We start from the raw sequence: 18,308 nt of genomic DNA, 5'->3' as shown, positions 1-18,308 counted from the left end.
AAAATCCAGCTGAACAGCCCGATAGAGGCCGTGCTTGTGTATGCAAGCGATCGTGCTATATCTTGGACACATGTCCAGTCAAGCGCTCACCGCCGTCACAGATCTGGGCGCTCGCCGACGCAATCGCCGCCAAGAAGAAACCATCCGCAAGGTGCTCGACGCCGCGGTCCAGATGTTGCGCGAGACGTCGTACTCGGAACTCACCATGCGCGCCGTCGCGGCTCGGGCGGGCGTGGCGCCCGCCACCGCATACACCTACTTCTCGTCGAAGAACGCGTTGATCGCCGAGGTGTATCTGCGCCTGGTCCGCGAGGTGCCGATGTTCACCGACGTGAACCAGACCACCCAGGAACGAGTGACCGCCCAGCTGCGCGAGCTCGCGCTGTTGGTTGCCGACGAACCCGAGCTGGCGGCCGCGGCCACCACCGCGCTAATGGGCGACGAACCCGAAGTCAAAGTGGTGCGCGACAAGATCGGTGCGGAGGTGCGCCGGCGCATCGCGTCTGCACTGGGTCCGGGTGCGTGGCCGGAGGTGCTGACCACGCTGGAGATGATTTTCTACGGCGCGCTGGTGCAGGCCGGCACCAAGTCGCTGACCTACTACCAGATGGCCGACCGGCTCGACAGTGTGATCGGGCTGATCATGGGAGGGGCCGAGTGACGCAAACCGCCTCAGACGCAGTCGTTTTCAATCCCTACGACTACGACTTCCACGAGGACCCGTATCCCACCTACCGACGGTTGCGCGACGAGGCGCCGCTGTACCGCAACGACGAACTCGACTTCTGGGCGCTGTCGCGGCACAAGGACGTACTGCAGGGCTTCCGCAATACCAACGAGCTCTCCAACGTGTACGGCGTGTCGCTGGACCCCATCTCCCGCACGCCGCACGCCCACCGGGTGATGTCCTTTCTCGCACTCGACGACCCGGCACACTTGCGGCTGCGCACACTGGTGTCAAAAGGCTTCACTCCCAGGCGCATCCGCGAACTCGAGCCACGGGTCACCGAACTGGCGGTGCAGCATCTCGATTCGGCTCTGCAGGCCGAAAGCTTCGACTACGTGACGGAATTCGCCGGCAAGCTGCCAATGGATGTGATTTCGGAGCTGATGGGCGTGCCGGAATCCGACCGCGCCGACATCCGCGCGCTCGCCGACGGTGTGCTGCACCGCGAAGAAGGCATCGCCGACGTGCCGCCCTCGGCGATCGAGTCGTCCGTCACGCTGATGACCTACTACGCCGACATGGTCAAGCAGCGCCGGGCCAAACCGACCGACGACCTGACGTCCGCGCTGCTGGAGGCGGAGATCGACGGGGACCGGCTCACCGACGAAGAGATCATGGCGTTTCTGATGCTCATGGTGGTCGCCGGCAATGAAACCACCACCAAATTGCTGGCCAACGCCGTTTACTGGGGACACAAGAACCCCGACCAACTCGCGCCGGTATACCAGGATCATTCGCGTATTCCGCTGTGGGTCGAGGAAACCCTCCGCTATGACACGTCGAGCCAGATTCTCGCCCGCCACGTGGCCGAAGACCTGACGCTGTACGACACCACCATTCCGGCCGGCGACACGCTGCTTTTGTTGCCCGGCTCCGCCAATCGCGACGACAGAGTGTTCGACGCCCCCGACGAGTACCGGATCGGTCGCGAGATCGGTTCCAAGCTGGTCAGTTTCGGCAGCGGCGCGCACTTCTGCCTCGGCGCACACCTCGCCCGCATGGAGGCCCGGGTAGCCCTCACCGAATTGTTCAAGCGCATCAGCCACTACGAGGTCGACGAAAACGGGGCTGTGCGAGTGCATTCCAGTAATGTCCGCGGGTTCGCGCACCTGCCGATCAGGGTGGAGACCAACTGATGCCCAGATTCGAGCCGCATCCCGAACGGCGCCCCACCATCGTCGCCGGTGCCTCGTCGGGCATCGGTGCCGCGACCGCCGTCGAACTCGGCCGGCGCGGATTTCCGGTGGCGCTCGGTGCCCGGCGCGTCGACAAATGCGACGAGATCGCCCGGCAGATCCGCGCCGACGGCGGCGAGGCGATCGCTCTTCCGCTCGACGTCACCGACCCGGAGTCGGTCAAGGGGTTCGTGCACCGGGCCACCGACGAGCTGGGCGACATCGAAGTTCTGGTCGCCGGCGCAGGTGACACCTTCTTCGGTCGGCTACACGAAATCAGCACCGACACTTTCGAATCCCAAATCCAGATCCACCTGATCGGCGCCAATCGGTTGGCCACGGCCGTGTTGCCCGGGATGGTCGAACGCCAGCGCGGCGACGTGATCTTCGTCGGCTCCGATGTCGCGTTGCGTCAACGGCCGCACATGGGGGCGTACGGCGCGGCCAAGGCGGCATTGATCGCTATGGTCACGAACTTCCAGATGGAACTGGAGGGCACTGGGGTGCGGGCATCAATCGTGCATCCCGGACCGACGAAAACCGGTATGGGATGGAGTCTTCCGCCCGAATCAATCGGTCCGATGCTCGAGGACTGGGCCAAGTGGGGACAAGCCCGCCATGACTATTTCCTGCGTGCGTCAGATCTGGCGCGGGCGATCGCGTTCGTCGCCGAAACGCCGCGCGGCGGCTACATCGTGTCCATGGAGGTGCAGCCCGAGGCGCCGCTGGCGAATGCGAAAGAACACCAGCAGCTCAAATACCCGGATTCGGAGTCGTGATGACAAGCCAAGAGCTGAAAGAAGTCCCACGCGTTTCAGGTGGTGAGGAAGAACACGGCCACCTCGAGGAGTTCCGCACCGACCCGATCGGGCTGATGCAGCGGGTCCGCGACGAGTGCGGCGACGTGGGCTGGTTCCAGCTGGCGGGCAAGCACGTGATCCTGCTGTCCGGCGCGGAGGCCAACGAGTTCTTCTTCCGCTCGTCCGACGAGGAACTCGACCAGGCCGAGGCCTATCCGTTCATGACGCCGATCTTCGGCAAGGGCGTGGTCTTCGACGCCAGCCCCGAACGCCGCAAGGAGATGCTGCACAACTCTGCGCTACGCGGCGAACACATGAAGAGCCACGCCACCACGATCGAGCGCGAAGTGCGCCGCATGATCGAAAACTGGGGCGACACAGGTGAAATCGACCTGCTCGACTTCTTCGCCGAGCTCACCATCTACACGTCGACCGCATGCCTGATCGGCCCGAAGTTCCGCAATCAGCTCGACTCTCGGTTCGCGCGTTACTACCACCAACTCGAGCGCGGCACCGATCCGCTGTGCTACGTCGATCCGTACCTGCCGATCGAAAGCTTCCGCATCCGCGACGAGGCCCGTAAGGGCTTGGTGGATCTGGTGCAGCAGATCATGAACGACCGCATCGCGAACCCGCCGGCCGACAAGAGTGAGCGCGACATGCTCGACGTGCTGGTGTCGATCAAGAACGAGGACGGGAGCGCCCGGTTCTCGGCCGACGAGATCACAGGCATGTTCATCTCCCTGATGTTCGCCGGCCACCACACCAGTTCGGGCACCGCGTCGTGGACGCTGATCGAATTGCTGCGTCACCCCGACGTGTACGCGCAGGTGATCGAGGAGCTCGACGATCTCTACGCCGACGGTCAAGCGGTGAACTTTCATGCGCTGCGCCAGATTCCCAAGCTCGAGAACGTGCTCAAGGAAACGCTGCGGCTGCATCCGCCGCTGATCATTCTGATGCGGGTGGCCAAGGGCGAGTTCGAAGTTCAGGGTTTCCCGATTCACGAGGGCGATCTGGTGGCCGCGTCGCCAGCGATCTCCAACCGGATTCCCGAGGACTTCCCCGAACCCGACGTGTTCGACCCCGACCGCTACGAAAAGCCGCGCCAAGAGGACCTGATCAACCGCTGGACATGGATTCCGTTCGGCGCCGGCCGGCACCGCTGCGTGGGCGCAGCATTCGCCACCATGCAGATCAAAGCAATCTTTTCGGTGCTGTTGCGCGAGTACGAGTTCGAGATGGCACAGCCGTCAGAGAGCTACCGCAACGACCATTCGAAGATGGTGGTGCAGCTGGCCCAGCCCGCCAAGGTCCGCTACCGCAAGCGAGGGTGAAGAGGTCTCGATGGGCTACCGGATCGAGGTTGACCTGGACCTGTGCCAGGGCCATGCGATGTGTGAAGTCGAGGCGCCCAACTACTTCAAGGTGCCCAAGCGCGGACAGGTGCAAATCCTCAACGACCGTCCGCCCGAAGAAGATCGAGGCGAAATCGAACAAGCCGTCTGGGCCTGCCCCACCCAAGCGTTGTCCATCCGAGAAGAGGAAGACTGATGCCGTCATTGCCCCGTGAGCAGTTGGAGGAGTTCGTCGAGAAGTGGCTCGAGGCCAACCGCGAAGCCGAACGCAAAGGTGACTGGCGCGGCCTCGCCGACTTCTACACTGAAGACGCCACGTACGGCTGGAACATCGGCCCCAAAGAAGACGTGATGTGCGTCGGGATCGACGAGATCCGCGACATCGCGCTCGGCCAGGAAATGGAAGGCCTGGAGGGCTGGAGGTACCCGTATCAGCGGGTGATCATCGACGACAAGATCGGCGAGATCGTCGGCTTCTGGAAGCAGGTCGCGACGAGTGCGGACGGAACCGACCAGGAGGTCTACGGCATCGGCGGCAGCTGGTTCCGGCTCACCGACGCCGACGAAACCGTCAAGATCGAATGGCAGCGCGACTTCTTCGACTTCGGTCATGTCTCGGCCCTGTACATGGATTTGATCAAAGCGGGCAAGCTCAGTGCGGGCATGCAGAAGCGCATCGAACGCGGCCTGTCCGGTGAGAGAGTGCCGGGATACTTCCCGCTCGGAAAGGCACCGGTACCCATCTGGTGAGCCAACCACCCGGTTGGCCCCTATGTGAGCCACCTAACTACGCTGTCGCTGGAAAGTACGTACACCGCGTTTGACTGAAAGCAGGACTCGGATGAAGACCAAAGGCGCTCTCCTCTGGGAGTTCAACCAACCGTGGTCGATTGAGGAAATCGAGATCGGCGACCCGGTCAAGGACGAAGTCAAGATCCAGATGGAAGCGTCGGGCATGTGCCACTCCGACCACCACCTGGTCACCGGCGGCATCCCGATGGGCGGCTTCCCGGTGCTCGGCGGACACGAGGGTGCCGGCGTCGTCACCGAGGTCGGCCCCGGCGTCGAAGACATCGCGCCCGGCGACCACGTCGTGCTGTCGTTCATCCCGTCGTGCGGCCGGTGTCCGTCCTGTCAGGCGGGGATGCGCAATCTCTGCGACCTGGGCGCCGGTCTGCTGAACGGCGCAGCGGTCTCCGACGGCACCTTCCGCATCCAGGCCCGCGGCCAGAACGTCTTCCCGATGACGCTGCTGGGCACCTTCTCGCCGTACATGGTGGTGCACAAGAGCTCGGTGGTGAAGATCGATCCGTCTATTCCATTCGAGGTCGCCTGCCTGGTCGGCTGCGGTGTCACCACGGGTTACGGGTCGGCGACGCGCTCGGCCGACGTGCGCCCCGGCGACGACGTCGCGATCGTCGGTGTAGGCGGGGTCGGCATGGCCGCGCTGCAGGGTGCGGTCAACGCCGGTGCACGCCGCATCTTCGTGATCGACCCGGTGGAGTGGAAGCGCGACCAGGCGCTGAAATTCGGTGCGACGCATGTGTATCCGGACATCGAATCCGCATTGGGCGGCATCGCCGAGGTGACCTGGGGGCTGATGGCTCAGAAGGTGATCGTGACGGTCGGTGAGCTGCACGGTCAGGACATCGACAACTACGTCAACATCACGGCCAAGGGCGGCACCTGTGTGCTGACGGCCATCGGCAGCCTGCTCGACACCAACGTCACGCTGAACCTGGCAATGCTGACCCTGATGCAGAAGCGGGTGCAGGGCACCATCTTCGGTGGCGGCAACCCGCACCACGACATTCCCCTGCTGCTGTCGATGTACAAGGCCGGCAAGCTCAATCTCGACGACATGATCACCCGGCAGTACAAGCTGGAGCAGATCAACGAGGGCTACCAGGACATGCTGGACGGCCGCAACATTCGCGGCGTGATCCGCTACACCGAGGCCGACCGGTAGGCCACCCATGCCGGCTCCGGTCCGTGTGTTTCAGGTGGCGTCGGGCAACGTCGGCACCGAGATGATCAAGCGGATCACCAAGCACCCGGACCTGGAACTGGTGGGGCTGCATTGCTACTCCGCCGATAAGGTCGGCCGCGATGCCGGAGAGATCGCCGGCATCGGGCCGATCGGGGTGACAGCCACCGGCTCCGTCGACGACATCGTGGCGGCCAAGCCGGATTGTGTGACGTTTCACGGGGTTTGGCCCGATGTCAGGCTGTACGAAAGAGCGCTCGAGGCGGGCATCAACGTGGTGACCACCGCCGACTGGGTGACCGGACACCACCGCAACACCAATCACCGGATGGCCGACGGGCGCACCGAAGCGCAGGTTTTGCAGACCGCGTGTGAGCGGGGCGATGCGACGTTCTACGGCACCGGCATGAATCCCGGTCTGGCCCAGATTCTGACGATCGTGCACTCGGCCGACGTGGCCGACATCGAGAAGGTGACGTGCATCGAGTCGGTGGACGTCTCATGCCACCACTCGGCGCCGACCTGGGCGAACTGCGGCTACGGCCGCCCGGTCGACGATCCGGAAGTGCCTCGCATGCTCGAGCTCGGCACCCGGGTGTTCGAGGACGGCGTGCGGATGATGGCGGACTGCCTCGACATCGAACTCGACGAGGTGGTCTTCGAATTCGAACTGGGCGCCTGCACCAAAGACGTCGATCTTGGCTGGTACCAGCTGCCCACGGGATCCGTTGGCAGCAGCTCCTTTTCGTACGTCGGCAAGGCAGCCGGCGTGCCGCGCGTCGAGCTGCGCCTGGAGTGGCAGATGACTCCGCACACCGAACCGCACTGGGACATCCAGGGCTGCTACATCACCAAGATCGACGGCGACCCCGTGATCTACAGCAAGCACATGATCCTGCCGAAGCCGGGAACCGACTTCAGCTCGCCGGAGGCGTTCGCATCCATCGGTATGACCGTCACCGGGATGCCTGCGCTCAACGCGATCCGCGCCGTCGTCGACGCACCTGCCGGCATCGTCACCAGTGCCGACCTTCCGTTGCGCGCCTTCGCCGGCCGATTCGCCGCGAGATGACCTCGGTGGCACCGCGAACGTGACTCCAGCGCGAAAATTCGGCCGAGATTTCGCGTTGAGCGCACGCTCGGCGAACCAGTTCCCGCATCTGCTGGCGCCCGGCCGGATCGGCACGATGACCGTGCGCAACCGGTTGGTGATGTCGCCGATGGAGACGATGTACGGGACTCCCGACGGGCTGCCCTCGACACGCACGCGTGACTACTTCGCGGCTCGTGCCCGCGGCGGCGTCGGCCTGATCACGGTGGGCGCCACAGGGATTGATCCACTGCACCCGGAGACTCCCGGCGGTTTGCATCTGGGTACCGACGCTGCGGTGGCCGCGCACCGCGCGTTGGTGGACGCCGTGCACGAACACGGTGCAAAGATCCAGCCGCAAATTGTGCACGCCGGTCCCGACGGACTCGGCCCAGAGATGCACGGGGTGACGTCACTGGGGCCGTCGGTGATCCCGTCATATTTGACTGGGCGCCCCTCGGCGGAAGCCACCCCGAAGCAGATCGTCGAAATCATCGACCTCTTCAAGGCCGCTGTGCGGCGCGCCGTGGAGGCGGGCTACGACGGCATCGAACTCCACGCCGCACACGGTTACATGTTCCTCGGCTCTTTTCTTGCGCCACAGCGCAATCGGCGCACCGACGAGTATCGCGGTGATTCGGTGAGAGGCCGGATTCGGGTCGTGCTCGAAACGCTCGCAGCGATCCGCGCCGAGGTCGGCAACGACTTCCCGATCACCTTGCGCATTTCCGGTTACGAGCGGGTGGCCGGCGGCCGACCGATCTACGACACCGCGTTGATCGCACCGCAATTGGCGACGGCCGGCGTGGACGCATTCCACGTCAGCGGCGGCGTGATCGACCGGCTGGTCACCGGAATGGTCAACAGCGCCGACGACGGCGACGCGCTGAACGTCGGCGCCGCTGCAGCCGTGCGACAGGTGGTGGACGTGCCGGTGATCGCCGTGGGCCGCATTCACGATCCGCGCCGTGCCGAGCGGATTCTCGCCGAGGGTCACGCCGACTTCATCGCGATGGGCCGACCGCTTCTGGCCGACGAGCAACTACCGGCCAAGCTGCAGACCGGCCGCGCGGACCGCATCCGGTATTGCATCTCATGCGAGAACTGCATCGACGCAATGGAGCAACGCTTTTCGGTGGACTGCGCGGTCAATCCACGCACCGGCAAGGAGCGGGAGCTCAGCATCGATCGCGCACCACGCAGCAAGCGCGTCGTGGTGGTCGGCGGCGGTCCGGCCGGCCTGGAGGCCGCACGTGTCGCCAGCGAACGCGGCCACCGCGTCACGCTGTTCGAACGCAACCGGCAGCTCGGCGGCGCGCTGCTGTGGGCGTCGATATTGCATCCCGAAAACGAGCCGTTCCTGCGGTATCTGCGTCGCGAGATCGCCGACGCCGCAGTCGACGTGCAGCTAGGCCACGCCGTGGGAACTGCTGACGTCGTCGGGGCAGCGCCGGACGCGGTGATCGTCGCGACCGGCGGCAAGGTGGTCACGCCGTCGATCCCCGGTGCGGATCTACCTCATGTCACCACTGGGCCGATGCTGCGAGAACTGCTTGCCGGACAATCCAATCCGGCGCAGCCGCGGTGGCAGCAGCTCGGTGCGAAGGTGCTGTCCGGATGGGGGCGACATCTTGTCCGGCCTGATCTCGTGCGGGCAGCGACCCGTGCGTGGATGCCGCTGGGACGCCGGGTCGCGATCGTCGGCGCCGACCTGGTGGCGCTGGAACTGGCCGAGTTCCTTGCGGCCCGCGGACGGCTGGTGACGGTGCTGGAGGGGGGAACGGCGATCGCGCCGGAGATCGGCAACAAACGCAAGACCGAGCACATGGACCGGCTTGATCGACTCGGCGTCACCGTGCACGTGCGTTCACCGGTCACCCGAATTACCCGCAGCGGGTTGGTGTTTCAGCCCGCGGCCGGCTCGCCGCGCGAGCTCGAGGCGGACAATGTCGTGCTGGCCGGATCGCTGACGCCCGACACGTCGCTTCACGACTCGCTGACGGCTGCGCTGCCGCACCTGACGGTCAGCGCTGCCGGCGACTGCACGGGACTCGGCCTGATTCGTAAGGCCACCGAAGACGGCGCACGGGCAGCCTGTGCCATCTGAACTGTCGAAAGAAAGGTGATCCAATGTCCGACAATGTGATTGCAGCCTCTCCGGCGCTGACGGCGTCGCAAGCGTCGTGGCGCTGCGTACAAGCAGGTGACCGCGAAGGCTGGCTGGCGCTGATGGCCGACGACGTCCTCATCGAAGACCCGATCGGCGAGGCCGTCACCAATCCGGACGGAAAAGGTGTCCGGGGTAAAGCTGCCGTCAGCGAGTTCTTCGACAACACGATCGGCCGCAGCAAGGCCACCATCACGTGCGAGGAGACCTTCCCGTCCAGCTCGCCCCACGAGATCGCCCATGTCCTATTGCTGCACAACAAGTTCGACGGGTTCAGCACCACCGTGCGCGGGGTCTTCACCTACCGCGTCAACGACGCCGGTCTGCTGACGAACCTGCGCGGCTACTGGAACATGGACATGATGCAGGTCTCGAAGGACTGAACTCAACCCCGCGAGCGTGCGGGTCTGCACACTTCCGCACCGGCGTGTCTCGTACACCCGCGCACGCTCGCGCCCACCCGTGACGCGCTAACCACCCGATGCCGGGAACAGCCTGCGGGCGGATCGCTCCAGCCGGTCGGCGATCGCGGAATACGTCACGTAACCCATCCCGGCGTGGACAAGCGCGCCCGTGTAGAGCAATTCGAGTGCCTCGACCAAGCCAGGCTCTGCGTCGGGGCCCACGGCGTCGACCAAGCGCCCGCGGATCTCCCGCGCAATGCGGTCACGCAGATGCTCGACGTCGGGATCTCGGCCCAGCAGAGCGTTGGTCACCGCGCCGGCGAACTCCGGCTCGTCGGCCACCAGCAGTGCAATGTCCCGCAGCACCGCGACCACCCGCTCCACCGGCAGCTGGCCGTCATCCGGCTCAGGCGCCGACGACGCCAGCCGGCGCCAGAACACCTCCGCGACAAGGTGCTCCTTCGACGAGAAGTACGTGTAGGCGGTCGCCGCCCCCACTCCCGCCTCCGCGGCCACCAGGCGAATGGTCAAGCCGCTGAAGCCTTCTCGCGCGAGAACGGCCAGCGCGGCGTTGCTCAAGCGCTGGATCGTGTCGGCCTGCCTGGCCGTGAGCCGGCGTCGGGTCGACTCCCTGGACACCGAGTCGGACACGTGTCCAGACACTACTGGATCACATCCATGCGAGCAATCGCCCTGCCACCCGACCGACAGAATCCAGGCGTTAAGTTGAGAACATGACCGACACCCAGCAGCTTTTCGCCCTCGCGGAGCAAGTCACCGGATTCATGCCGGCTGACGAGGGCCGTGCGCTCTACGAGGCGGCGCTGCAGTACCTGCGCGACGGTGTCGGCGTGGAAATCGGTACTTACTGCGGCAAATCCACGCTCTTGCTCGGTGCCGCCGCACAACAGCGAAACAGCGTGTTGTACACCGTCGACCACCACCACGGCTCCGAGGAACACCAGCCGGGTTGGGAATATCACGACGCGTCGATGGTCGATCCGGTCACCGGTCGGTTCGACACGCTGCCGACGCTTCGACGCACGCTTGACGCGGCAGACCTCGACGACCATGTGGTCGCCGTCGTCGGCAAGTCGACCACCGTCGCCAAGGGCTGGGCCACCCCGCTGCAGATGGTGTTCATCGACGGCGGCCACAGCGAAGCGGCCGCCAGGGCGGACTTCGACGGCTGGGCGAAGTGGGTCACCCGCGGCGGCGCGCTGATCATCCACGACGTCTTTCCCAATCCCACCGAGGGTGGTCAGGCGCCATATCACATCTATTGTCGCGCAATCGATTCCGGTCAGTTCCAGCAAGTGTCGGCGACCGGCTCGCTGCGGGTCCTGGAGCGGACGGGCGGCCAGGCCGGCGACGACGTCACGTAGTCACGCAGACGCAGTCGAAGTCGGCTTGCAGGCCCAGCGGCAGCTCGGTGCCGCGGAACAAGCCGCTGGCGGGAGTGGCGCCCGACAACGCGTCGGCGGCAAGGATCATCGCGGCGCCCGTCCACGTGGTCCGCTCTTCCGGCCACCGCTTGCCGTCGGCGAACACCAGCCCGGTCCAATACGATCCGTCTTCCTCACGCAGATGCTGCATCGCCGTGAACTGCTCGATAGCCGCGCCGCGATAGCCGATGGCGTCCAGAGCCATCACCAGCTCGCAGGTTTCGGCGCCGGTCACCCACGGCCGGTCGGCGACGCACCGCACTCCCAAACCGGTGACGACGAAATCTCTCCACCGCCGCTCGATTCGGGCGGTGGCTGCCGGGCCGCGCAGTGCGCCGCCGAGGATCGGGTAGTACCAATCCATCGAGTGACGGTCCTTCTCCTGGAACGCATCCGGGTGCGCGACGATCGCGTGGCCCAACCGGCCGACGGCCACTTCCCATTCCGGCTGCGGCTCACCGAGGAACTCGGCGAGCGCCAACGCGCACCTCATGCTGTGGAAAACGCTCGCACAGCCGGTCAGCAACGCTTCTGGTACTGGGCCGATTTCGCTTCGAGCCCAACAAATCTCGCCATACCCGATCTGCAGATCCAGCACGAAGTCCATCGCGGCGCTGACCACGGGCCACATCGCGGTGGCGAAACCCCGGTCACCGGTGACCAGCACGTGGTGCCACACCCCCGCCGCGATGTACGCGCAGAAGTTGCTGTCGCTGTTCGCGTCCTCGACAGCCCCGCCCCGTAGCTGGATGGGCCACGAGCCATCCGCGCGCTGCATCTGGCGGCACCACTCGAACGCCGCCCGCGCCGGCCCGAAAAGACCCGCGGCGGTCAGCGCCATCGCACATTCCACGTGATCCCACGGGTCGGTGTGCCCGCCGGGGAACCACGGAATCGCACCTGACGACTCCTGCGCGGCAGCGATCGACAGTGCCGTCTGCCTGCACTGCTCTTCGGTGAGAACGCCCGGCACAGAAGGCAATTCGTGACTGCGCCTCATGCGGTGCCCCGGTTGTCTGCCCGACCGGCGAGAACCCGCGCTTGCAGCGGCTTGACGAAATACATGGCCACACTCTTTCCCACCAGCGGATTGAGCACCGCTTCTGCCGCCCGGGTGAGCACGGGTCGGCGGGTCAGATCCCACACCAGCATCTTGTGATAAGCGGCCACCGCGGGATGCTGCGGACGCGACACCCCTACTGCACATTTGAGCCACCAGAACGGTGAGTGCAAACCGTGCGCGTGATGCGTACGCGTGCGGGTCAGACCGGCCGCCGCGAACTTGTCGCGCAGGGCGCTGGCCCGGTAGATGCGCACGTGGCCGCCCTCGTTGCTGTGATACTCGTCGGAAAGCCACCAGCACACCTGCTCGGGAAACCAGCGTGGGACTGTAACAGCAAGCGTCCCACCGACTTTCAAGACACGGATCAGCTCGGCGATCACTGCGTCGTCGTCGGGAATGTGCTCGAGTATCTCCGAGGCGATCACGCAGTCGAACGTCTCGTCGGCATACGGCAGGGCCGCGGCGTCACCCACCACCGCCTCGGCCTTGGCGCTCGGCGGCGCCTCACCGCCCTGCGCCATCGCGGTCAGAATCTCCTGGACGCCGCGAACTTCCTCAGCGTTCTGGTCGAACGCCACGACGTCTGCGCCGCGCCGGTACGCCTCGAAGGCGTGCCGTCCCGCACCGCAGCCCACGTCGATCACTTTGGTCGACGGCCCGATGCCAAGCCGGTCGAAATCCACTGTCAGCATTCATCATTCCTTCTACCGGACACTCTGGCGATCGCCTGTTCGTACACACGCACAGTCTGCGCGGCCACCGATTCCCAGCTGAACACTTCGAGCGCACGGCGGCGGCCGGCTTCACCGAGCTTGCGCCGCTTGTGTGGGGAGTCCAGCAGTGCCCCTAGCGCACGGGTCAATTCGCCGACGTCGGCAGGCGGCACCAATTCGGCGCAGGTGCCGTCGGTGCCCAGCACTTCGGGCAGTGCGCCCACCCGGCTGGCCACGACCGGCGTGCCGCTGGCCATGGCTTCCACCGCGGGCAGCGAAAACCCTTCGTAGAGCGAGGGTATGCACGCCACCTCCGCGGAGGCGAACAACGCGGCAAGTTCCTCGTCCGGCAGTCCACTGGTGACGTGGACGATGTCGGAGATCCCGAGTTCTGCAATGAGCTTGTGTGTGGGGCCGTTCGGCTCGACTTTGGCGACCAGTTGGAGCTCTAGGTCACGTTCGACGCGCAGTCTCGCCACCGCCTGCAGCAGCGTCGCCACACCTTTGAGCGGGGTGTCAGCGCTGGCGATCGCGATGATCCGGCCCGGCCGGCGCGGTGTCGCCGAGGGTTTGAACATCGTGGTGTTGACGCCCAGGGGGACGACGTGTAGCTGATCTGGTGACACCCCGAAGTCGGTGGCGATGTCGGTGGCCGACGACGACGACACCGTCAGCAGCTCTGGAATCTGACGGGCAACGTGCTGCTGCATTTTCAAAAAGCCATACCATCTGTGCACCAACGGTTTTCGCCACCACGATGCCGCGGCCAGATCCAGGATCCGGTCGCGGGTGATCGGATGATGGACGGTGGCCACCACCGGCAGCCCCGTGGCGGCGATTTTGAGCAACCCGGTGCCGAGGCTCTGGTTGTCGTGCACGACGTCGAAGTCGCCGGCCCGCTTGGCGAGCAGCCGCGCGGCGCGCAGACTGAACGTGCGGGGCTCGGGGAAACCGGCCGACCACATCGTCACCAACTCCAGAAGGTCGATCCGATCGCGAATCTCGTTGGGCCAGGGCACTCGGAACGGGTCCGGTTCGCGGTAGAGGTCGAGGCTGGGCACTTCGGTGAAGCGCACCCGCGGGTCGAGCAGTTCGGGATAGGGCTGACCGGAGAACACCTCCACCTCATGGCCGAGCTCCACCAACCCATGGCTGAGATGCCGGACGTAGACTCCCTGCCCACCGCAGTGCGTCTTACTGCGATACGACAACAAGGCAATCCGCATACTCACTCTTTCCGTTCGCTCGCCCGACTACGGTGCGCTGTCGGCAGCGCTCTCGCATCTTCGAGACTCGAATCTGCCATATGACGTGCGGCGATCCGGGCGCGGGTGGCGCAGTGGCATCTCAGCAGGTCGCAAGCCGACACCATCAGAGCAGACGGTCGCCGGCCGCCGCGTCCGCACCGCCCAGCGCGGGCCCTGTGCGCGAGGCCGGCGCGCTCATGCGAAACTCGGACGGTAGCTGGACATGTGTCCGGACTATAGTTCGACACCCACATGGGCGCAACGCGCGACGGGAGCGGCAGACATGGACGAACGCCTGCTAGCGGGCCGCGCCGCAGTGGTGGTGGGCGGTAGCCGTGGGATAGGCAAGGCCGTCTGCGCACTCCTCGGCCGGTGCGGCGCGAGCGTCGTCGTCAATGGCCGCGACCCCGACGCGGCCGAAAGTACCGCCGCATCGATCGTTCAAAGCGGCAGCCGCGCCGTCGCCCACGCCGGCTCGCCTTCGGACGAAGCGACGGCAAACGAGTTGGTCGCCGCCTGCGAGCGCGAGTTCGGCCGGATCGACGTCCTCGTCAACTGCGCCGGCATCCCGGAACCGCCCGGGTCGTCGATCCTGAACGTCACCACCGCGGAGTTCGCCGAGCTTCTCGACGCACATCTGTGGACGGTCTTCCACACGTGTCGCGCGGCCGCGCCGAAGATGGCCGCCCAACGCAGCGGCGCGATCGTGAACACAAGCTCGTTCGCGTTCCTCGGCGACTATGGCGGCACCGGCTATCCGGCCGGCAAAGGCGCCGTCAACGGGCTGACCCTCGCGATTGCCGCCGAGCTGAAAGAACACGGCGTGCGCGCCAACGTCGTCTGCCCGGGCGCCAAGACGCGGCTGTCCAGCGGCCGCGACTACGAAGACCAGATCGTCCGGCTGCAGCGGCGCGGTCTGCTCGACGACACGGCGGCCGAAATCGCCTTGGACGCACCCCCGCCGGAGTACGCGGCGCCCATCTACGCCTATCTGGCCAGTGACATGGCCGCTGGCGTCACCGGCCAGATCTTCGTCGCCTCAGGCGGTTTCGTCGGCAAATTCGACCGGCCCACACCCACCGTCCTCGGCTACCGCGACCACGCCGACTCGCCGCCGTGGTCACTCGCCGAACTTCACACCATGGTCAACCCAGAGAGGTCGCACTGATGCTGCTCATCTCCGACGACAACCGTGTGCGCACGCTGACGCTGAACCGCCCCGAGGCGCTCAACGCATTCAACGAGGCGCTGTACATCCAAACGGCTCAGGCGCTTTCAGATGCCGCCGACGAACCAGACGTCGCCGTGGTCGTGATCACCGGCGCCGGGCGGGCGTTCAGCGCGGGCGCCGACCTCGTCGAGATGCAGCAGAACATCACCAATCCGCGCGGCGACGGCGGCCAGCACGGGTTTTTCACGATGCTCGACGAGCTCGCCGGGTTTCCCAAGCCGTTGATCTGCGCGGTCAACGGTGTCGGCGTCGGCATCGGCGCGACGATCCTCGGCTTCGCCGATCTGGCGTTCATGTCCAGCAATGCGCGACTGAAGTGCCCGTTCACCAGTCTGGGCGTCGCACCCGAGGCTGCGTCGTCATACCTGTTGCCGCGCCAGGTGGGTCGGCAGAATGCCGCCTGGATCCTGCTGTCGTCCGAGTGGATCAACGCTCAGCAAGCATACGAAATGGGACTGGTGTGGAAGGTCTGCGAGCCGGACGAGCTACTCGCAGAGACGTATCGGCACGCGGACGTGCTTGCGGCCAAACCGATTCCGAGTCTGATGGCGGTCAAGACCACCATGGCCGCACCGCTGCGCCCGCAGATCGACGCCGCCATCGAACGAGAGAAGGCCTGTTTCGTGGAGCTGGTGGGGGCCGCAGCCAATGCCGCCGCGCTGCAGGAGTTCGCGTCGCGCGGCCAGGACAAGAGCTAGTCGCGTCGGCGATAGGTTGTGCCGCGTGGGTCGCGCACCCACAGTTCGCCGTCGCCGGCGGTCGCACCCTGCGCGATCAGCGCTCGCTTGAGGACCTTGTGCGTGGCGGTGCTGGGCAGATCCGAGGCGATTCGCACGTACCGGGGCCACGCCTTCGGCGACAGATCGGACTGCGCAGAGAGGAACTCCTCGAACGCCGACGGTGTCAATGTGGCGCCGTCCTGCAGCACGATGGCGGCCATCACCTGGTCCCCGACGTTCTCGTCGGGGACCGCATACACTGCGACGCGGTTACACTGCCGTAGCCGCAACAGGATTCGCTCGATGGGTGCCGCTGCGAGGTTTTCACCGTCCACCCGCATCCAGTCCGCGGTCCGGCCGGCGAGGTAGATCCAGCCGTCAGCGTCCCGGTAGGCCAAGTCGCCCGACCAGTACATCCCGTGTCGCGTGCGTTCGGCATTGGCGGCGTCGTCGTTGTAGTAGCCCGTGAAGAACCCGGTGCCTTGGGTGTTCACCAGTTCACCGATGGCTTCGTCGGCGTTGACCAGTGCGCCGTCCTTGTCGAAGCGCGCGACCGGGCACTCCTGCAGCGTCTCGCTGTCGTAGATCGCGACACCTGGAAAGCCTTTTCCGATAGAGCCTTTCGGGGTGTCCGGCTCGCGGGTCACGATCACCGCGTTCTCGGTGGACCCGAAGCCGTCCCATACTTGGACGCCGAAGCGCCGCCCGAACTCCTCGATGTCGCGGTCGCTGGCCTCGTTGCCGAACGCGACGCGCAGCGGGTTGTCTGCGTCGTCGGAGTGTTCCGGGGTGGCGAGCACATAGGCCAGTGGTTTGCCGACGTAGTTCATGTAGGTGGCGCCGTAACGGCGGATGTCGTGCAGGAAGTTCGATGCCGAGAACTTCGCCGGTGCGATCGCCGCGCCGCTCACCAGCGCCACAGCCCAGCCTGCGACCACGGCGTTGGAGTGAAACAGCGGCATCGACACATAGCACGTATCGTTCCGGGTGATCGAAAAACGTTCCGCCAGAGCCTGTCCCGACATCAGCACCATGAAGTGCGACACCTGTACCGCCTTGGGGTCACCGCTGGTGCCGGAGGTGAAGATCATCATGTAGGTGTCCATCGCGCCGACTTCGCGATGCGGGCGCAGTTCGCCGGCGTCCTTCACCAGCCGTCGCCACTCTTCGGTCGACGTGTCCAGCAGACGGATCCCGGTCAGGTCGAGACCGTCGAGCAATGGCCGGTGCGCGGCATCGGTGACCAGTATCTGGCAGTCGGCGCGCCTCATGTCAGCAACCAGAGCCGCACCCCGGCGCGTGGTATTGATGCCGCACAACACATATCCGCCCAACCCGGCGGCCGCCATCTGGGTGAGCATGTCGGGACTGTTGCCCAGCAGCGTACCGACATGCATGGGGCGATCGGGGTCGGCGAGGGCGAGCAGCGCTGCCGCCGCCCGGGCCGCCTCACCCAGATGCTCGCGCCACGTCCACTGCCGGTCCTCGTGCTTCACCGCAACTGCGCCATCGTCCATGCGGGCCCGAAGCAGTTGCTGCACAGTGTCAGTCATGGCCTGCCCCGTAGATCGTGCGCAACCAGATCGCCACGGCGCCGTCCTTGAGCTGTTCATGTGAGAGCGGGCCGCCGACGGTCAGCCGCTCGAGCAGCCGGTCGTTGAACTCCAAAAGCATGCTGGCAAGCACTGTTGCATCCGGTCCGCCGGGGGCGCGACCGGCCCGGCGTTCCGTCTCGATCATCGACGCGACGGCCGGTACGAACGACTGCCGGTCGCTGTCCCACATCTCCCGGACCGCGGCGCTGCTGGCGCGGGCTTCGAGCATTGCTTGGAACAGGTACTGATGGCGTTGCCAGGTGTCGAACAGCGCGTCCGTCATCGCCCGGATCCGGCGCTCCGGCGTCGTATCCGCCTGGGTCAGCAGATCGGTGGCGACGAACGCGTCGTCGTACATCTGCTCCATGAGCGCGGCGACCGCGGCCGCCTTGTTTTCGAAGTAGAAGTAGAAGGCGGACCGGGTGACGCCCGCGCGGCGAGAGATGTCGGCGATGTTGATCGACTCGAAGCTCGACTCCTGCAGATGGTGATGCAGCGACTCCAGAATCGCGACGCGCCGCTGATCGCTGCGTGGCGGCTGGCGCCGGTCGGTGGGCGTGCGCACGCGTTCCCCTTTCCACGCCGGA

The 18,308-nt window shown here is 65.7% G+C and carries 19 protein-coding genes; 13 read left to right on the top strand and 6 right to left on the bottom strand.

Annotation, left to right across the window (positions count from 1 at the left end; translation table 11 throughout):
- The first annotated feature begins 70 nt into the window (after positions 1-70).
- The 10 genes from AC5Y4C_RS07585 (at position 71) to AC5Y4C_RS07540 (ending at position 9,687) form a co-directional block, all read left to right on the top strand.
- A complete protein-coding gene (locus AC5Y4C_RS07585) occupies positions 71-661 on the top strand; it encodes a TetR/AcrR family transcriptional regulator (protein ID WP_499906951.1) in 591 nt (196 codons plus the stop codon).
- The gene (locus AC5Y4C_RS07580; RefSeq protein ID WP_499906953.1) at positions 658-1,863 is read left to right on the top strand and encodes a cytochrome P450; all 1,206 of its coding nucleotides are present in this window, start codon (positions 658-660) and stop codon (positions 1,861-1,863) included. Before AC5Y4C_RS07585 ends, AC5Y4C_RS07580 begins: the two co-directional genes overlap by 4 nt.
- Positions 1,863-2,681, top strand: coding sequence for an SDR family oxidoreductase (locus AC5Y4C_RS07575; RefSeq protein WP_499906955.1), 819 nt, complete (start codon positions 1,863-1,865; stop codon positions 2,679-2,681). The genes AC5Y4C_RS07580 and AC5Y4C_RS07575 overlap by 1 nt, the downstream gene beginning before the upstream one ends.
- Positions 2,681-4,039 carry a lanosterol 14-alpha demethylase gene (cyp51, locus tag AC5Y4C_RS07570; RefSeq protein WP_499906957.1) on the top strand — a complete coding sequence of 453 codons (1,359 nt, stop codon included), beginning with the start codon at positions 2,681-2,683 and terminating at the stop codon, positions 4,037-4,039. The genes AC5Y4C_RS07575 and cyp51 overlap by 1 nt, the downstream gene beginning before the upstream one ends.
- 10 nt (positions 4,040-4,049) lie before the next feature.
- The gene (fdx, locus tag AC5Y4C_RS07565) at positions 4,050-4,256 is read left to right on the top strand and encodes a ferredoxin Fdx (protein WP_499906960.1); all 207 of its coding nucleotides are present in this window, start codon (positions 4,050-4,052) and stop codon (positions 4,254-4,256) included.
- Positions 4,256-4,810, top strand: a complete 555-nt coding sequence (locus tag AC5Y4C_RS07560; RefSeq protein ID WP_499906962.1) for a nuclear transport factor 2 family protein — start codon at positions 4,256-4,258, stop codon at positions 4,808-4,810. The genes fdx and AC5Y4C_RS07560 overlap by 1 nt, the downstream gene beginning before the upstream one ends.
- 91 nt (positions 4,811-4,901) lie before the next feature.
- Positions 4,902-6,029, top strand: coding sequence for an NDMA-dependent alcohol dehydrogenase (locus AC5Y4C_RS07555; protein ID WP_499906964.1), 1,128 nt, complete (start codon positions 4,902-4,904; stop codon positions 6,027-6,029).
- A 7-nt stretch (positions 6,030-6,036) separates the two neighbouring features.
- Entirely contained in the window at positions 6,037-7,119 is a 1,083-nt protein-coding gene (locus tag AC5Y4C_RS07550) for an NAD(P)H-dependent amine dehydrogenase family protein (RefSeq protein ID WP_499906966.1), read from the top strand.
- Positions 7,120-7,174: 55 nt separating this feature from the next.
- A complete protein-coding gene (locus AC5Y4C_RS07545; protein ID WP_499906968.1) occupies positions 7,175-9,244 on the top strand; it encodes an FAD-dependent oxidoreductase in 2,070 nt (689 codons plus the stop codon).
- A 23-nt stretch (positions 9,245-9,267) separates the two neighbouring features.
- Entirely contained in the window at positions 9,268-9,687 is a 420-nt protein-coding gene (locus AC5Y4C_RS07540; RefSeq protein WP_499906970.1) for a nuclear transport factor 2 family protein, read from the top strand.
- An 87-nt stretch (positions 9,688-9,774) separates the two neighbouring features.
- On the opposite strand, the gene AC5Y4C_RS07535 is transcribed toward AC5Y4C_RS07540, so the two are convergent.
- Positions 9,775-10,347 (bottom strand): TetR/AcrR family transcriptional regulator, encoded by a 573-nt coding sequence (locus tag AC5Y4C_RS07535; protein ID WP_499907470.1) that lies wholly within the window; start codon positions 10,345-10,347, stop codon positions 9,775-9,777.
- Positions 10,348-10,442: 95 nt separating this feature from the next.
- On the opposite strand from AC5Y4C_RS07535, the gene AC5Y4C_RS07530 reads away from it, so the two are divergent.
- Positions 10,443-11,093 carry a class I SAM-dependent methyltransferase gene (locus AC5Y4C_RS07530; RefSeq protein ID WP_499906972.1) on the top strand — a complete coding sequence of 217 codons (651 nt, stop codon included), beginning with the start codon at positions 10,443-10,445 and terminating at the stop codon, positions 11,091-11,093.
- On the opposite strand, the gene mmpH is transcribed toward AC5Y4C_RS07530, so the two are convergent.
- Genes mmpH through manT form a run of 3 tightly spaced genes read right to left on the bottom strand, consistent with a single transcriptional unit; the run spans position 11,086 to position 14,155 of the window.
- Positions 11,086-12,153 carry an MMP endo-(1,4)-3-O-methyl-alpha-D-mannosidase gene (gene mmpH / locus AC5Y4C_RS07525; RefSeq protein ID WP_499906974.1) on the bottom strand — a complete coding sequence of 356 codons (1,068 nt, stop codon included), beginning with the start codon at positions 12,151-12,153 and terminating at the stop codon, positions 11,086-11,088. The genes AC5Y4C_RS07530 and mmpH overlap by 8 nt on opposite strands.
- Positions 12,150-12,908: a class I SAM-dependent methyltransferase gene (locus AC5Y4C_RS07520; RefSeq protein WP_499906976.1), complete on the bottom strand. Its 759-nt coding sequence runs from the start codon at positions 12,906-12,908 to the stop codon at positions 12,150-12,152. Before AC5Y4C_RS07520 ends, mmpH begins: the two co-directional genes overlap by 4 nt.
- A complete protein-coding gene (gene manT / locus AC5Y4C_RS07515) occupies positions 12,902-14,155 on the bottom strand; it encodes an MMP alpha-(1->4)-mannosyltransferase (protein ID WP_499906978.1) in 1,254 nt (417 codons plus the stop codon). The genes AC5Y4C_RS07520 and manT overlap by 7 nt, the downstream gene beginning before the upstream one ends.
- Positions 14,156-14,459: 304 nt before the next feature.
- Between manT and AC5Y4C_RS07510 the strand changes: the two genes are divergently transcribed.
- Both AC5Y4C_RS07510 and AC5Y4C_RS07505 read left to right on the top strand, forming a co-directional pair.
- Positions 14,460-15,344: an SDR family NAD(P)-dependent oxidoreductase gene (locus tag AC5Y4C_RS07510; RefSeq protein ID WP_499906980.1), complete on the top strand. Its 885-nt coding sequence runs from the start codon at positions 14,460-14,462 to the stop codon at positions 15,342-15,344.
- A complete protein-coding gene (locus tag AC5Y4C_RS07505) occupies positions 15,341-16,105 on the top strand; it encodes an enoyl-CoA hydratase/isomerase family protein (RefSeq protein ID WP_499907472.1) in 765 nt (254 codons plus the stop codon). The genes AC5Y4C_RS07510 and AC5Y4C_RS07505 overlap by 4 nt, the downstream gene beginning before the upstream one ends.
- On the opposite strand, the gene fadD1 is transcribed toward AC5Y4C_RS07505, so the two are convergent.
- The gene (fadD1, locus tag AC5Y4C_RS07500; RefSeq protein ID WP_499906982.1) at positions 16,102-17,679 is read right to left on the bottom strand and encodes a fatty-acid--CoA ligase FadD1; all 1,578 of its coding nucleotides are present in this window, start codon (positions 17,677-17,679) and stop codon (positions 16,102-16,104) included. The genes AC5Y4C_RS07505 and fadD1 overlap by 4 nt on opposite strands.
- Positions 17,672-18,286, bottom strand: a complete 615-nt coding sequence (locus AC5Y4C_RS07495) for a TetR/AcrR family transcriptional regulator (RefSeq protein ID WP_499906984.1) — start codon at positions 18,284-18,286, stop codon at positions 17,672-17,674. Before AC5Y4C_RS07495 ends, fadD1 begins: the two co-directional genes overlap by 8 nt.
- Positions 18,287-18,308 lie beyond the last annotated feature (22 nt).

It is taken from the genome of Mycobacterium sp. NGS35 (assembly GCF_059812855.1).
This window is presented reverse-complemented; position numbering and strand designations above follow the sequence as displayed.

Coding starts and splice junctions, on each gene's coding strand:
- AC5Y4C_RS07585 (WP_499906951.1), top strand. CDS start 71: ATGTCCAGTCAAGCGCTCACCGCCGTCACAGATCTGGGCGCTCGCCGA.
- AC5Y4C_RS07575 (WP_499906955.1), top strand. CDS start 1,863: ATGCCCAGATTCGAGCCGCATCCCGAACGGCGCCCCACCATCGTCGCC.
- cyp51 (WP_499906957.1), top strand. CDS start 2,681: ATGACAAGCCAAGAGCTGAAAGAAGTCCCACGCGTTTCAGGTGGTGAG.
- fdx (WP_499906960.1), top strand. CDS start 4,050: ATGGGCTACCGGATCGAGGTTGACCTGGACCTGTGCCAGGGCCATGCG.
- AC5Y4C_RS07560 (WP_499906962.1), top strand. CDS start 4,256: ATGCCGTCATTGCCCCGTGAGCAGTTGGAGGAGTTCGTCGAGAAGTGG.
- AC5Y4C_RS07555 (WP_499906964.1), top strand. CDS start 4,902: ATGAAGACCAAAGGCGCTCTCCTCTGGGAGTTCAACCAACCGTGGTCG.
- AC5Y4C_RS07550 (WP_499906966.1), top strand. CDS start 6,037: ATGCCGGCTCCGGTCCGTGTGTTTCAGGTGGCGTCGGGCAACGTCGGC.
- AC5Y4C_RS07540 (WP_499906970.1), top strand. CDS start 9,268: ATGTCCGACAATGTGATTGCAGCCTCTCCGGCGCTGACGGCGTCGCAA.
- AC5Y4C_RS07530 (WP_499906972.1), top strand. CDS start 10,443: ATGACCGACACCCAGCAGCTTTTCGCCCTCGCGGAGCAAGTCACCGGA.
- mmpH (WP_499906974.1), bottom strand. CDS start 12,153: ATGAGGCGCAGTCACGAATTGCCTTCTGTGCCGGGCGTTCTCACCGAA.
- AC5Y4C_RS07520 (WP_499906976.1), bottom strand. CDS start 12,908: ATGCTGACAGTGGATTTCGACCGGCTTGGCATCGGGCCGTCGACCAAA.
- manT (WP_499906978.1), bottom strand. CDS start 14,155: ATGCGGATTGCCTTGTTGTCGTATCGCAGTAAGACGCACTGCGGTGGG.
- AC5Y4C_RS07510 (WP_499906980.1), top strand. CDS start 14,460: ATGGACGAACGCCTGCTAGCGGGCCGCGCCGCAGTGGTGGTGGGCGGT.
- fadD1 (WP_499906982.1), bottom strand. CDS start 17,679: ATGACTGACACTGTGCAGCAACTGCTTCGGGCCCGCATGGACGATGGC.